The following is a 12202-nucleotide window of genomic DNA, read 5'->3' on the forward strand; positions in this document are numbered from 1 at the left end:
GATGGAAATGCGCAGCCGCCAACCGAGTCTTGCTGCGCAGCGTGGCGGATTGGTTGCAGTGGCGCGGGTTTCTTTACAGGCGCTCGACGAGTAGCCTCGTGGGTGAATTCTCCAGCCCGACCCTATCCATCGCCATGCCAAACGGTTTCCCTGATTTGCCCTCGCTCAATGCGCTACGTGTGTTCGAAGTGGTCGCCCGCCACCTGAACTTCCGCCTGGCCGCCGAAGAGCTGGGGGTGACCCAGGCGGCAGTTGCACAACAGATACGCGGCCTGGAAGCTAGCCTGAACCTTCGTTTGTTCGAGCGCCTGCCCCGGGGCCTGGCACTGACCGATGCGGGCCTGGGCTACAGCGGCAGCATTCGCAATGCCTTGGCGATGATCGATGAGGCAACCCGTCTGCTGCGGCCACAAGCGCCTCACCTGACGGTCAGCGTGACACCGACCTTTGCCTCCAAGTGGCTCATTCCCCGGCTAGGCCGCTTTGCTCAAAGCCATCCGGACATCGATTTACGTGTACTGGCCACCGATCGGCTGTCCCACTTCAATACCGACGCCGTGGATATCGCAGTCCGCTATGGCAAGCCCGACTTCGGTGCGGGTTTGAACAGCGAACTGTTGATGGAACAGCGTATCGTCGCCGTGGCCAGCCCAACGTTGTTCGAAGTCGGCAAAGCCCCCGCCAGCTTCGAGCAGCTTCAAGATTTCACCCTGCTCCACGATGCCCATGATTTCTGGCCTCGGTTCCTTGCACAACTGTTCCCGCAACACGGGCAAGCGACTGCCAGAAACCTGCGGTTCAACCAGACTTCATTGGCCATTGATGCCGCCATCAGTGGTCAGGGTATTGCGTTGGCGAGCCTGGCGTTCGTCAGTGATGACATCGTCGCGGGCAGGCTGACCCAGGTCTTCGCTCAGCAACTCAGGCTCGATAAGTCGTTCTACCTGGTGTGGCCACGAAAGTTGCAGCAGCCGGAGTCGCTAGGCATTGTCCAGCGCTGGTTCAAGCAACAAGCAGACAATAGTTAATCTGCTGCCTCGGTGAAGTTTAGCTGCCTCCCTCGTTGCCACGACTACTGCTAGTTTTAGAGCGTCTAAGCAATCAGCCATTAACGTTCAGGAGGCAGCATGCCAGTAGAAAAAGTTGCGATCATCACAGCAGGTGGCAGCGGTATGGGCGCGGCAGCGGCACGGCGCCTGGCCGCTGACGGGTTCCAGGTTGGCATCCTTTCCTCCTCGGGCAAGGGCGAAGCACTGGCTGCCGAGCTTGGCGGTATAGGTGTAACCGGCAGCAACCAGTCGGTTGAGGATCTGAAACGCCTGGTCGATGCCGTAGTGGAAAAGTGGGGGCGCATCGACGTGCTGGTCAACAGCGCCGGCCATGGTCCGCGCGCGCCAATCCTGGAGATCAGCGACGAAGACTGGCACAAGGGCATGGACACCTATCTGCTCAATGTCATTCGTCCGACTCGCCTGGTGACGCCCTACATGCAGCGCCAGAAAGGGGGCGTGATCATCAACATTTCCACCGCCTGGGCGTTCGAGCCGAGTGAGCTGTTCCCGACGTCTGCAGTGTTCCGCTCGGGCCTGGCCGCATTCATCAAAATCTTCGCCGACCAATTCGCGGGGGACAACGTGAGGATCAACAACGTCCTCCCCGGGTGGATCGACAGCCTGCCAGCCACCGAACAGCGCCGCGACAGCGTGCCACTCAAACGCTATGGTACCCGCGAGGAAATCGCCGCCACCATTGCGTTTCTCGCCAGCGAAGGTGCTGCCTACATCACCGGGCAGAACATCAAGGTCGATGGTGGCTTGACACGTAGCGTTTGATTGCCTGTCGGCCTGCATGCGCAGCTGTTGCCGTCGCTTCATGCGAGGATGACGGAGCAGGCCTGGAACGGGAGCAACCAGCCCTTCACCAACGCAGCCTTCAGCCAAGGTGCTTGTCGATCAGTCGCGCGACGGCCTTGGCATGCGTATGGCCGAGATCATGGCCGGCCTCGGGGAACACCTCCAGCGTGGCATCGGGTATCAATTGCGCTAGCCGCTGACCAACCGTAATCGGACTGATCGCATCCTCTGCGCCCCAAAGCAGCAGTACCGGAATTTGCAGTTCGTGCAAATGGCTGGACAGGTCGGTGCGATCATCCAGGAACCAGCGTGGCAGGGTTGGGTAATCTGCTTCGAACGCCTCGCGCCAGTCCGTAGCACCCAAAGCAGGGAGGTTCAAGCCGCCCGAGGTGGCGGCTAGAACCAAGTGAGTGACCAAGTCGGGGCGCTCAAGTGCGATAAGCACTGCGACAACCCCGCCCATTGATTGCGCCACCAAGGCCGTGGGCCTGTCGATTTCTGCGATCGCCATCTCGGCGAGATGCTTCAAACCGGTGATGTACGGCTTGGCTGGTGTATTGCCAAATCCAGGCCAGCCCATGTGTTGCGCGGCAATTGACGTTTCAAGGGCTTCGGCGACTGGGCACCAGAATTGTGTATTGCCGGAGGCGCCGGGAAGAAACAAAATCTTTTCGGGGGTATTAGTCATGCCTCAGTCCTTGAGTCAGGGGTAAAGAAACTTACGGCCATTCAGCGCTATTCGCAAATGATGTCCGCTCAGGCCCGGTTAGCGCCTCTGGATCGGGCTGAACAGCTTTGCTCGCCCGTGATCGCAGGCCAGTCGACTGATCGGGCCAAGGCGTTTACGCTGGCGCTTTCCCACCTGCACGGAAGCGCCAATGACAGAGGCATACCAAGGAAGCTGCTTGTGTGCAGCAGTCTCTTACCTACTACTCACCCCTCCCAAGGCAGTGACCCACTGCCACTGCAGCCAGTGCCGCAAAAGTCACGGCGCCGCATTCGCTTCGTACGGCAGTATTCCGCGCAGCATGCTGCGAATACTGCGCGGCGCTACCAGCATCAAGGCCTTTTCTTCATCACCGACGGTTACGCGCGAGTTCTGCACGGAGTGCGGCTCGACCTTGTTCTGGTCACGCATCCAAGGTGAGTTTGCCGACTGGATTTCGATAGCGCTGGGAACGCTTGATACGCCGTTCCTGCCCAGGAAGCAGAAACATGTTCACGTCGACGCTGCTGCCCCTTGGTACTCACCCTGTAACCCTGACTCATAACGCCTGGCAGCACATCAAGCCACCCGATAGAGCAATCACGGCTAGGCACTCCGGTGCCTGAACAACGGATGCTAGCGCTTACCGCACCTTCCAGAGATTCCGTTCGTTGACTGACTCACAGCACAACCCTAGCTACATGAAACGGTTCGAAACCGTGCTTGCCTACATCGACAGCCACCTCGAAGGTGACCTGTCGGTGAATGCCTTGAGCCGCATCGCCAACTTCTCGGCATTTCACTTCCATCGGCAGTTCACGGCCTACATGGGCGTTCCGGTTTCACGGTATGTGCAACTGATGAGGCTTCGACGCGCAGCGCATCAACTGGTCGCCTCGCCCGCTACGCCCATACTGGAGGCCGCATTCGGCGCCGGTTTCGAAAGCCCCGAAGCCTTTGCCAGAGCGTTCAAGCGCGCCTTCGGCATGGCGCCGAGCGCGTTCGCCAAGGCGCCGAACTGGCAGGCCTGGAGTGCGGTATTCAATGTTCCTCACCGATCCAGGAGTATCACCATGCAGATCCGTATCGTGAATTTCGGCGAAACCCGCGTGGCCGCGCTCGAACACCAAGGGCCGCCCGGCCTGATCAACGAAAGCGTCGCGCGTTTTCGCCAATGGCGCATGCACAGCGGCCAGTCACCTGTGGCCAGCAGCCGTACCTTCGGTATCCCCTACGACAACCCAGACACCACCCCGGCTCAAGCCTTTCGCTTTGCCGTGTGCGGCGAGGTCGTCGAGGCGGTACAGCCCAACGATTTCGGCGTGCATGAATGGGTTATACCGGCGGGGCGCTGCGCCGTGATTCGACATACCGGCTCGCCTGACTACATTGGCGAAACCCTCTACCCGCTTTACCGTGACTGGCTGCCATCGAGCAACGAAGAACTGCGTGATCATCCGTTGTTCTTTCATTACCTGAGCGTGTATCCGGAAACGCCACTGGAGCTATGGCAAACGGACATCTACGTGCCGTTGAAGGAGGTTGAACTTGACCAGCGGACATAGCCTTTTGGCAGGCCCAGGCACCTTGCCGGCTAAACTATGCCTGCAAATCCATCCCGCACCGGGCAATCCGCTCGGTTGGAGAAAGCGGCGGGGCTGCGTAAGAGCCCCGCGGGTCATCACGATGCCAAAGGCTCGTCGGCCAACTTCGCATGGGTGTTCAGCTCGTCAGTGATGAAGGCCGATATCATCGCCCGGTAGACCTGTTCCACCAGCTCAGCCGAGGCTCCGGTTTCGTCAGCCATCTCACGAACGTTCTTGATCACCTGCTCGACCCGAGCAGGCGCACGCACATCATCGGTGGTTTTCTTGAAGCCCGCTGCTTGCGTCACGAGCCTTCCACGGTTGGCGAGAAGCGAAACGATGCTGCGATCGATTTCATCGATCCGTTGACGGACTTCGTCCAGAGAGGTGCAACGTACATCCATTTGCTTGACTTCCTTTTCATGAGCCTGCGATTGATTGAAGCAGGCTGTCGTTGGTGATCGGTTAATGCAGTAGCTTCTACGCTAGGTCCGCTTCACGCGCCTCCCTTTGTCAGTAAGGGCCTGGCGCAAATCATTTCGGTTGGCTGACGGGTGGCCGGGTACCCGTTGATACGCCTATCCGCTTGTTGGGCTAGGATGATTGAACGCCTGCATGCGAGCAAAGCTGAGGAGCGCAATGAAACTGTCAGATTTCATCGAGACCAGCATGGAGCACATTCTCCAAGCCTGGGAGGACTTTGCACGCTCGGTCGAAACCGAGCAACCGGAACAGGACACGGCTGGCCTGAGGGATCACGGTGAAAAGATTCTGCGAACCATCGCCGCAGATATGCGAACGTTGCAGTCACCCCACCAGCAATTAGAAAAAGCTCAAGGCCGAGGCCCACAAAAATCGAGTGAAAGCGCCGCTCAAACACACGCCATGACCCGGTTGATAGCAGGTTTTTCAATGGATCAGATGGTTTCCGAATACCGTGCACTCCGTTCCAGCGTGCTATCTCTGTGGCTTGCTCAAGAGGACCTCGTGACCAAGGATCATGTCAATGACATGATTCGATTCAACGAAGCGATAGATCAAGCCCTGGTTGAGTCGATTGCCGCCTACGGCGCCGCGGTAGAATTGACACGCAAAAGGGTACTGGCGGTGCTCGGCCACGATCTCCGGTCACCGCTAGGCGCGGTACTGATGGCCGGCGATCTGCTTGTGCGGTTGGACGGCACAGACGAAAAAACCCGGGCATTAGCCAGTCAGGTTTGTGCAAGCGCACGTCGCGCCACTGCCATCGTCAACGATCTGCTTGACCTGGCGCGGTGCAATCTAGGGACTGGAATCCCTGTACATCTTGAAGAGATCGAGCTGAATTCCGTCTGCCGCGATGTGATCGAAGAATCGCGGACCGCGATTCCCGAGGCCGACATCACGTTTGTGCAAAGTGGGCAGGTTATCGGCCTGTACGACCCCGCTCGAATGGCTCAGGTTTTCTCTAATCTCATTAGCAATGCCATACGCCATGGCGATATAGACTCTCCAATCGTGGTCACGATTGCCATCAACGATACCGGTCCGTGCGTGAGCTTTCATAATTCGGGTGAGCCTATTCCAGAAGAAGCGATGTCCAACCTTTTCAAGCCAGAGGGACGTTACTCCAGCTATGCCGCAAGCGAACGGGGCTCAGCGGGGGGATTAGGGCTGGGACTCTTCATTGCGGCTGAGATCGTCGCCAGTCACGGTGGACGAATAGAAGTTAAATCTTCAGCTGTAGAGGGGACGACTTTCGAGATCCTCTTTCCGATAGCTTCGTCAGGTACAAGCGCAACGCTCCCATGACCTGCCTGCTGCTGATATCCGCCCGGCACGCTCAATAGTATCTGGTTCAGCCAACTCGGTTTCCCGTCGCTTCACCCAGGCCTGAGCTGCTCGCGTTCGGGCGAATGTCTAGGCTTCTTGGTAGACTAGGACACCCTTTTTCTTGAGGCGGATCTGGACGTTAGTACTGACTGTCCCATCAGCCTTTTTCCTTGCTCTGATTGTTGCCATGATTTTCGGTGGTCCAAGCGTGAATGACGGTGTACATCGCACCACTGTCTCACCACAAAACCCGAAAAGTGGTACCTAAATGTGTAGACCAGAATGCCCCTAGAATCAGCCTCAAAGCCACAAACCACGCACCCTGAGCCGTCACGCCGCTTCAGCGTTGCACCCATGATGGATTGGACCGATAGGCATTGCAGGTTCTTCCTGCGCCTGCTCTCCAGGCAAACCCTGCTCTACACCGAAATGGTCACCACCGGCGCCCTGCTGCACAACGACGCCCATCGTTTCCTGCGCCACGATGCTTCTGAGCACCCGCTGGCCCTACAACTGGGTGGCAGTGTGCCGGCCGACCTGGCCGCTTGTGCGCGGCTGGCTGAGGAAGCCGGCTTTGATGAGGTCAACCTTAACGTTGGCTGCCCGAGCGACCGGGTGCAGAACAACATGATCGGCGCGTGCCTGATGGCTCACCCGGCGCTGGTGGCCGACTGCGTGAAGGCCATGCGTGATGCCGTATCGACGCCTGTGACGGTCAAGCACCGCATTGGTATCAACGGCCGTGACAGCTACGCCGAACTGAGCGACTTCGTCGGCCAGGTGCGTGAGGCCGGCTGCCGGAGTTTTACCGTGCATGCACGCATCGCGATTCTGGAAGGGCTGTCGCCGAAAGAGAACCGCGAGATCCCGCCGCTGCGCTATGACATCGCCGCGCAGTTGAAGAGGGACTTCCCGGACCTGGAGATCGTGCTCAACGGCGGGATCAAGACCCTGGACGAATGCCAGGCACACCTTGAAACCTTCGATGGCGTGATGCTGGGGCGCGAGGCATATCACAACCCTTATCTGCTGGCCGAGGTGGACCAGCAACTGTTTGGCAGCGATGCGCCAGTGGTCAGCCGTAGCGAGGCATTGGCGCAATTGCGGCCCTACATCGTGGCACATATGGAAAGTGGCGGTGCGATGCACCACGTTACCCGGCATATTCTGGGGCTGGCCCAAGGATTCAAAGGGGCGCGGCGCTTCCGCCAGTTGCTGTCGGCAGACATTCACAAGGCGGCCGAACCCTTGGCGGTGTTTGACCAGGCCGTGGAATTGTTGCAGGGGCGGTGACCTCAGAGGCAGGGAACCTCGGGCTTGCTTGTGACTCGAATCTTCACCTTTCGTACAACCTGTGCGGACTAGCGGGTCCGCAGGGTTTCGGCGGCCCTTGAGCGGCTGTCGGGGCTCGGGTAATGTCGAGTAAATGCACAGGACAGAGCACGCCCATGACCTCCAAGCTGGAACAACTCAAGCAGTTCACCACCGTGGTCGCCGACACCGGGGACCTGGACGCCATCACCCGCCTGAAGCCGGTCGATGCCACCACCAACCCGTCTCTGCTGCTCAAGGCGGCGGCCATCCCAGGCTACGCCGACCTGCTCAAGCAGGTGAAGGCCGACGCCAAGGGTGATGTCGACCTGGCCTGCGATAATTTTGCGGTGGCTGTTGGCTCAGGCATTCTCAAGGTCATCCCGGGGCGTATCTCCACCGAGGTGGATGCACGCCTGTCGTTCGATGAGCCAGCCCTGCTGAACAAGGCTCGTCAGCTGATCGCCCTGTATGAGGCGGCCGGCGTGCCAAAAGAGCGTGTGCTGATCAAGCTGGCCTCCACCTGGGAAGGCATTCGGGCCGCCGAAAAGCTGGAGAAGGAAGGCATCCAGACCAACCTTACCCTGCTGTTCTCCTTCGCCCAGGCCCAGGCTTGCGCCGATGCCGGGGTGTTTTTGATTTCGCCGTTCGTGGGCCGTATCTACGACTGGTACAAGAAGAGCACCGGCCAGGAGTACGTGGGCGCCGAAGACCCAGGCGTGCTGTCGGTCACGCGCATCTACAACTACTACAAGGCCAATGGTTACAACACCGTGGTCATGGGCGCCAGCTTCCGCAATATCGGCCAGATCGAACAACTGGCCGGCTGTGACCGCCTGACCATCAGCCCGGAGCTGTTGCAGCAGCTTAGTGATGACCAGGGGGCGTTGCCGCAGATACTGAAACCGGGCAACGCTGGTGAGGCCAAGCAGCATCTGAACGAAAGCCAGTTCCGCTGGGCGATGAACGAAGACGCCATGGGCACCGAGAAACTGGCCGAAGGTATCCGCCAGTTTGCGCGGGACCAGGAAAAGCTGGAGAAGTTGATGGCTGAAAAGGCCTGATACAGTTGGGGTTTGCCTGACGGGCGGGAAGTGCTCAGTATTTTCCGCCCGTTTTGTTTTGCCACGTCTTAGTTGTGTATTGAATTCTCGGGCCTGTTCGCGGGCAAGCCCGCTCCTACACCGGCTGATGTAAGAGCGGGCTCACCCGCTACAGGCCGCCATAGCCACCCGAGCTGTCGATGACCTCCCCTAACCCGTTGCCCCTCGTACTTGCCGGCCCGGTACTGCGCCGCCTGGAACCCCAGCGTCTGGCCATCTGGCTGGTCACTACCCAACCGCTGCAGCCCGCGTTCGTCTGCCTGGCAAGCGAGGCCCACGTCGCTTGCCAGGTGGTGCCGATTGGCCAGCATGCCTACGTTCAACTGCTGGACATCCAATTCACCAGCCCCCTGCCCTGCAACCAGCTGCTCGACTACGACCTACTGATCAACGGCCAGGGTATCGCCGACTGGGCCCCACACCTGCTTTACCCCGGCAACTCACGGCCTAGCCTGGTGCTGCGTGAGCGCCTCGACCACTTGCTGCACGGTTCCTGCCGCAAACCGCACCACCCAGCAGCTGACGGCCTGCTGTGCGCCGACCGGCTGCTGCAGGCGTGCAAGAAGCCCGAAGACCGCCCCGCCGTGCTACTGATGACGGGCGACCAGGTTTACGCCGACGATGTCGCTGGCCCCATGCTGCGCGCCATCCATGGCCTGATCTCGCGCCTGGGCTTGTTCGACGAGCAACTGGAGGGCGCGGTAGTAGCCGATAGCCAGGCGCTGTACCAGCACCCGGCCAGCTACTACCACCGCGCCGACCTGCTGCCCGCGCTGGAGCGCAACGACACCCTGCGCGAGCGTTTTTTCGGCGGCAAGCGCAAGCCGATCTTCTCGTCCAGCAACGCCGACAACCACCTGGTGACCTTCGCCGAAGTCATGGCCATGTACCTGTTGGTGTGGGCACCGACGCCTTGGCAGCTGGTGGACTTGGCCATCCCCAGCGGGCTCAGCGACGCGCATCAAGCCCGATACCGGCAAGAGCTGCCGCTGATCCAGGGGTTTGCCGGCAATCTCGGTCAGGTGGCGCGGGTGATGGCCCACCTGCCCTGCCTGATGATGTTCGACGACCACGACATTACCGACGACTGGAACCTCTCGGCGCAGTGGGAGGAAACGGCCTACGGCCACCCATTCTCGCGAAGGATCATTGGCAACGCCTTGCTCGGCTACCTGCTCTGCCAAGCCTGGGGCAACAACCCGGACGGTTGCAATCCCCTGATCGAACAGTGCCAGGTGCTGACCCGCCAGAACCAGAATGAGCTGATTGGCGAGCTGCTGCGCTTCCAGGGCTGGCAGTTCAGCCTGCCTACAGAACCACCGCTGCTGGTACTGGACACCCGTACACGGCGCTGGCGCAGCGAAAGCAACCTGGCCAAACCGTCCGGCCTGCTGGACTGGGAAGCGCTGAGTGAATTGCAGCAAGCATTGCTCGATCATCCCTCGGCGGTCATCGTGTCACCTGCGCCGATTTTCGGGGTAAAGCTGATCGAGACGGTGCAGAAGGTATTTAGCTGGCTGGGCTACCCGCTGCTGGTGGATGCCGAGAACTGGATGGCCCACCGCGGTGCAGCCCAGGTCATCCTCAATATCTTCCGCCACTCGCGCACGCCGGGCCACTACGTGGTGCTGTCGGGGGACGTGCATTATTCGTTCGTGTATGAGGTGCTGATTCGCCACCGCCAGCGCAGCCCGCATTTGTGGCAGGTGACCAGCAGCGGCATCAAGAACGAGTTCCCACGGCGTTTGCTGGATGTGCTCGACCGGCTCAACCGCTGGCTGTATGCGCCGCGCTCGCCGCTCAACTGGTTTACCAAGCGCCGAGAGATGGAGGTGGTGCCGCGTACGCCGAGCCATAGCAAGGCGGGAGAACGGTTGTGGAATGGTGCGGGGTTGGGGCAGGTGTTTTTCGATGAACAGGGGCGGCCGGCGCGGGTGTATCAGTTGGATGCGGGTGGGGGTGAGGCTACAGAGTTTAAAAAACCGGCGTAGTGAGTTTCAGAATTTTTACAGTCTGTACCGGCCTCTTCGCGGGTGAACCCGCTCCTACACAGGGATCTTGCCCCCCGCAGGAGCGGGTTCACCCGCGAAGAGGCCGGCACAGGCCAAAGCTCAGCTACGCTCCAGCGCGCTGACCAGGTCATGGAAGGCTTCACGGTTGGAGTCATTCAGGCCCATGAGGATCTTGTGCGCCTCCAGCACCTTGGAGCGCACCACATCTTCATTCTGGTCCTGCGACGGCAAGTCGGTCAGGCAATCGGTGCAGGGAATCGGCCGATCGACGATGTTGAACACTTGATCGAAGCCCATCGACTGCAATAACCGAGAAATGTCTGGATTGGTGGTCACCACAGTCGGCAGCAGGCCCACCTTCTGCCGCGACAGGATCGACAGCTTCGCCAGCAGGCCCAGCGTGGTGCTGTCGATGCTCTCGGTTTCAGTCAGGTCGATGACAATCGCCGAGAAGTTCAGCGCAGTGAAAATCTTCTCGATCGTCGCATCCAGCGCCGAACACAGGGTCAGGCGCACTTCACCAACGAATTTCAGTACGAAGGTACCACTCTGCTCGGCGAACTGAATTCTACCGGTACTCATTGAAGGTTCCTGCTCAACACCAATAGGGCGATATCATCCGGCATCTCCCCAAGCGTAGCCAATCCAAATCGTTGACGCAGCCCATCCAGACTGCCACCTGCTGCCTTGACGATCTCCGGCAAGGCGGCCTCTTTATCTTTGAGCGTATCACCCGGCAAAAGGTCCAGAATGCCATCGGACATCAGGCTGAGGCTGAACTGCGGGGGCAGTTCCACCACCAGGTCCTGGTAGGTGGCCTCATCGAACAACCCCACCGGCAGGCCGCGGCCTTCCAGGTAGCGGGTGTGCTCGGGGGTGTACAGCACCGGCAGCGGCAGATGGCCGCCAACGGCGTAGGTCAGCAGGCCGGTGTCTTCGTCGATCACCCCGCCCACCATGGTCACATGCTTGCCCAGCTTGCAGTTGATCAGCCCACGGTTGATATGGCTGAGCACCTGCGAAGGTTTGAACTCGCGCATCTTGCCGCCACGCTTGAATTCGAACAACAGCCGCGTGGTCATGAATTTCAGCAGCACGGTGACGAACGCTGATGACGCACCGTGCCCGGAAACATCGGCGAGATAGAAGGCAATTCGCCGATCGTCAACACGGAAGTAATCGGCAAAGTCACCCGACAGATAAAGCGACGGGATGATCTGGTGCTCGAAGGCGAACTCGCCGGCCACCCAGGGGCTTTCCGGCAACATGTTCATCTGCACCTGGCGACCGGCGGTCTGGTCCTCCTGCAACAGGTGCAGGCTGGCCTCCAGTTCGCGGTTGGCGGCTTCGAGCTTGTCGCGGTAGCGCTGGTTTTCCAGCACAAGGCGCGAACGGTCGAGGGCGCGGCGCACCGAATGCTCGAGCACGGCCAGGTCTTCCAGCGGCTTGATGAGGTAGTCGGCGGCGCCCAGGCGCAACGCTTCCACCGCATCACTCATGACGCCGGCACCGGACACCACGATTACCGGTAACTGCGGCGCACGCTCGCTGACCTGACGGATCAGTTCGAGGCCGCCCATCTGCGGCATGCGCAGATCGCAGATCACGAGGTCGGGCTGGTGTTCTTCGAAGACCTGAAGCCCCTGCTGGCCATTACTGGCCTGGAGGACGCTGAAACCACTGTCTTCAAGGTAGGCGGCGAGGCTGGCACGAACCACGTCGTCGTCATCGATGATCAGCAGCGTTGCACTGGTTTTCTGCATGTGGGCGAACGGCGCCGATTTAGGTTGGTGCAGCGGTGTCGGCAAGGCAGACGGCC

General features: G+C 59.9%; 12 protein-coding genes and 1 pseudogene. 8 read left to right on the forward strand and 5 right to left on the reverse strand.

Annotated features, from left to right (window positions below):
• Nucleotides 1-134 precede the first annotated feature (134 nt).
• Both LVS58_RS22420 and LVS58_RS22425 read left to right on the forward strand, forming a co-directional pair.
• Nucleotides 135-1028 carry a LysR substrate-binding domain-containing protein gene (locus LVS58_RS22420; protein WP_233692895.1) on the forward strand — a complete coding sequence of 298 codons (894 nt, stop codon included), beginning with the start codon at nt 135-137 and terminating at the stop codon, nt 1026-1028.
• Between the two features lie 99 nt (nt 1029-1127).
• A complete protein-coding gene (locus tag LVS58_RS22425) occupies nt 1128-1832 on the forward strand; it encodes an SDR family oxidoreductase (protein WP_233692863.1) in 705 nt (234 codons plus the stop codon).
• Nucleotides 1833-1932: 100 nt separating this feature from the next.
• Here LVS58_RS22425 and LVS58_RS22430 read toward each other — a convergent pair whose 3' ends face one another.
• On the reverse strand, nt 1933-2541 hold the full coding sequence (locus tag LVS58_RS22430) for an alpha/beta fold hydrolase (protein ID WP_233692864.1): 609 nt from the start codon (nt 2539-2541) through the stop codon (nt 1933-1935).
• A gap of 190 nt (nt 2542-2731) precedes the next feature.
• Between LVS58_RS22430 and LVS58_RS22435 the strand changes: the two genes are divergently transcribed.
• A complete protein-coding gene (locus LVS58_RS22435; protein ID WP_233692865.1) occupies nt 2732-3124 on the forward strand; it encodes a GFA family protein in 393 nt (130 codons plus the stop codon).
• Between the two features lie 136 nt (nt 3125-3260).
• The gene (locus LVS58_RS22440; RefSeq protein ID WP_233692866.1) at nt 3261-4124 is read left to right on the forward strand and encodes an AraC family transcriptional regulator; all 864 of its coding nucleotides are present in this window, start codon (nt 3261-3263) and stop codon (nt 4122-4124) included.
• A gap of 116 nt (nt 4125-4240) precedes the next feature.
• Here the strand turns inward: LVS58_RS22440 and LVS58_RS22445 are convergent, their stop codons facing one another.
• Nucleotides 4241-4549, reverse strand: coding sequence for a chorismate mutase (locus LVS58_RS22445; protein ID WP_233692867.1), 309 nt, complete (start codon nt 4547-4549; stop codon nt 4241-4243).
• Nucleotides 4550-4784: 235 nt separating this feature from the next.
• Between LVS58_RS22445 and LVS58_RS22450 the strand changes: the two genes are divergently transcribed.
• Nucleotides 4785-5936, forward strand: coding sequence for a sensor histidine kinase (locus LVS58_RS22450; RefSeq protein WP_233692868.1), 1152 nt, complete (start codon nt 4785-4787; stop codon nt 5934-5936).
• A gap of 18 nt (nt 5937-5954) precedes the next feature.
• Here LVS58_RS22450 and LVS58_RS22455 read toward each other — a convergent pair.
• A pseudogene (locus LVS58_RS22455) lies at nt 5955-6146 on the reverse strand (site-specific integrase); the annotation flags it as partial.
• A gap of 93 nt (nt 6147-6239) precedes the next feature.
• Between LVS58_RS22455 and dusA the strand changes: the two are divergent.
• From dusA to LVS58_RS22470, 3 genes are all read left to right on the forward strand, one after another.
• The gene (gene dusA, locus LVS58_RS22460) at nt 6240-7250 is read left to right on the forward strand and encodes a tRNA dihydrouridine(20/20a) synthase DusA (RefSeq protein ID WP_233692869.1); all 1011 of its coding nucleotides are present in this window, start codon (nt 6240-6242) and stop codon (nt 7248-7250) included.
• A gap of 155 nt (nt 7251-7405) precedes the next feature.
• On the forward strand, nt 7406-8332 hold the full coding sequence (gene tal / locus LVS58_RS22465; RefSeq protein ID WP_233692870.1) for a transaldolase: 927 nt from the start codon (nt 7406-7408) through the stop codon (nt 8330-8332).
• 179 nt (nt 8333-8511) lie between these two features.
• Entirely contained in the window at nt 8512-10362 is a 1851-nt protein-coding gene (locus tag LVS58_RS22470; RefSeq protein ID WP_233692871.1) for an alkaline phosphatase D family protein, read from the forward strand.
• Nucleotides 10363-10482: 120 nt separating this feature from the next.
• Here LVS58_RS22470 and rssC read toward each other — a convergent pair whose 3' ends face one another.
• Together rssC and rssB are read right to left on the reverse strand one after the other, a co-directional pair.
• Nucleotides 10483-10965 carry an anti-sigma factor antagonist RssC gene (gene rssC / locus LVS58_RS22475; protein WP_233692872.1) on the reverse strand — a complete coding sequence of 161 codons (483 nt, stop codon included), beginning with the start codon at nt 10963-10965 and terminating at the stop codon, nt 10483-10485.
• Nucleotides 10962-12146, reverse strand: a complete 1185-nt coding sequence (gene rssB, locus LVS58_RS22480) for a two-component system response regulator RssB (protein ID WP_233692873.1) — start codon at nt 12144-12146, stop codon at nt 10962-10964. The genes rssC and rssB overlap by 4 nt, the downstream gene beginning before the upstream one ends.
• Nucleotides 12147-12202: the final 56 nt, after the last annotated feature.

The sequence above is a fragment of the Pseudomonas sp. JR33AA genome (assembly GCF_021378985.1).
Taxonomy (GTDB): domain Bacteria; phylum Pseudomonadota; class Gammaproteobacteria; order Pseudomonadales; family Pseudomonadaceae; genus Aquipseudomonas; species Aquipseudomonas alloputida.

Excerpts from the sequence above, each read along its gene's own strand:
- LVS58_RS22430 (WP_233692864.1), bottom strand. The coding sequence starts at position 2,541 with ATGACTAATACCCCCGAAAAGATTTTGTTTCTTCCCGGCGCCTCCGGC.
- dusA (WP_233692869.1), top strand. The coding sequence starts at position 6,240 with ATGCCCCTAGAATCAGCCTCAAAGCCACAAACCACGCACCCTGAGCCG.
- tal (WP_233692870.1), top strand. The coding sequence starts at position 7,406 with ATGACCTCCAAGCTGGAACAACTCAAGCAGTTCACCACCGTGGTCGCC.
- LVS58_RS22420 (WP_233692895.1), top strand. The coding sequence starts at position 135 with ATGCCAAACGGTTTCCCTGATTTGCCCTCGCTCAATGCGCTACGTGTG.
- LVS58_RS22445 (WP_233692867.1), bottom strand. The coding sequence starts at position 4,549 with ATGGATGTACGTTGCACCTCTCTGGACGAAGTCCGTCAACGGATCGAT.
- LVS58_RS22435 (WP_233692865.1), top strand. The coding sequence starts at position 2,732 with ATGACAGAGGCATACCAAGGAAGCTGCTTGTGTGCAGCAGTCTCTTAC.
- rssC (WP_233692872.1), bottom strand. The coding sequence starts at position 10,965 with ATGAGTACCGGTAGAATTCAGTTCGCCGAGCAGAGTGGTACCTTCGTA.
- LVS58_RS22470 (WP_233692871.1), top strand. The coding sequence starts at position 8,512 with ATGACCTCCCCTAACCCGTTGCCCCTCGTACTTGCCGGCCCGGTACTG.
- LVS58_RS22425 (WP_233692863.1), top strand. The coding sequence starts at position 1,128 with ATGCCAGTAGAAAAAGTTGCGATCATCACAGCAGGTGGCAGCGGTATG.
- LVS58_RS22450 (WP_233692868.1), top strand. The coding sequence starts at position 4,785 with ATGAAACTGTCAGATTTCATCGAGACCAGCATGGAGCACATTCTCCAA.
- rssB (WP_233692873.1), bottom strand. The coding sequence starts at position 12,146 with ATGCAGAAAACCAGTGCAACGCTGCTGATCATCGATGACGACGACGTG.
- LVS58_RS22440 (WP_233692866.1), top strand. The coding sequence starts at position 3,261 with ATGAAACGGTTCGAAACCGTGCTTGCCTACATCGACAGCCACCTCGAA.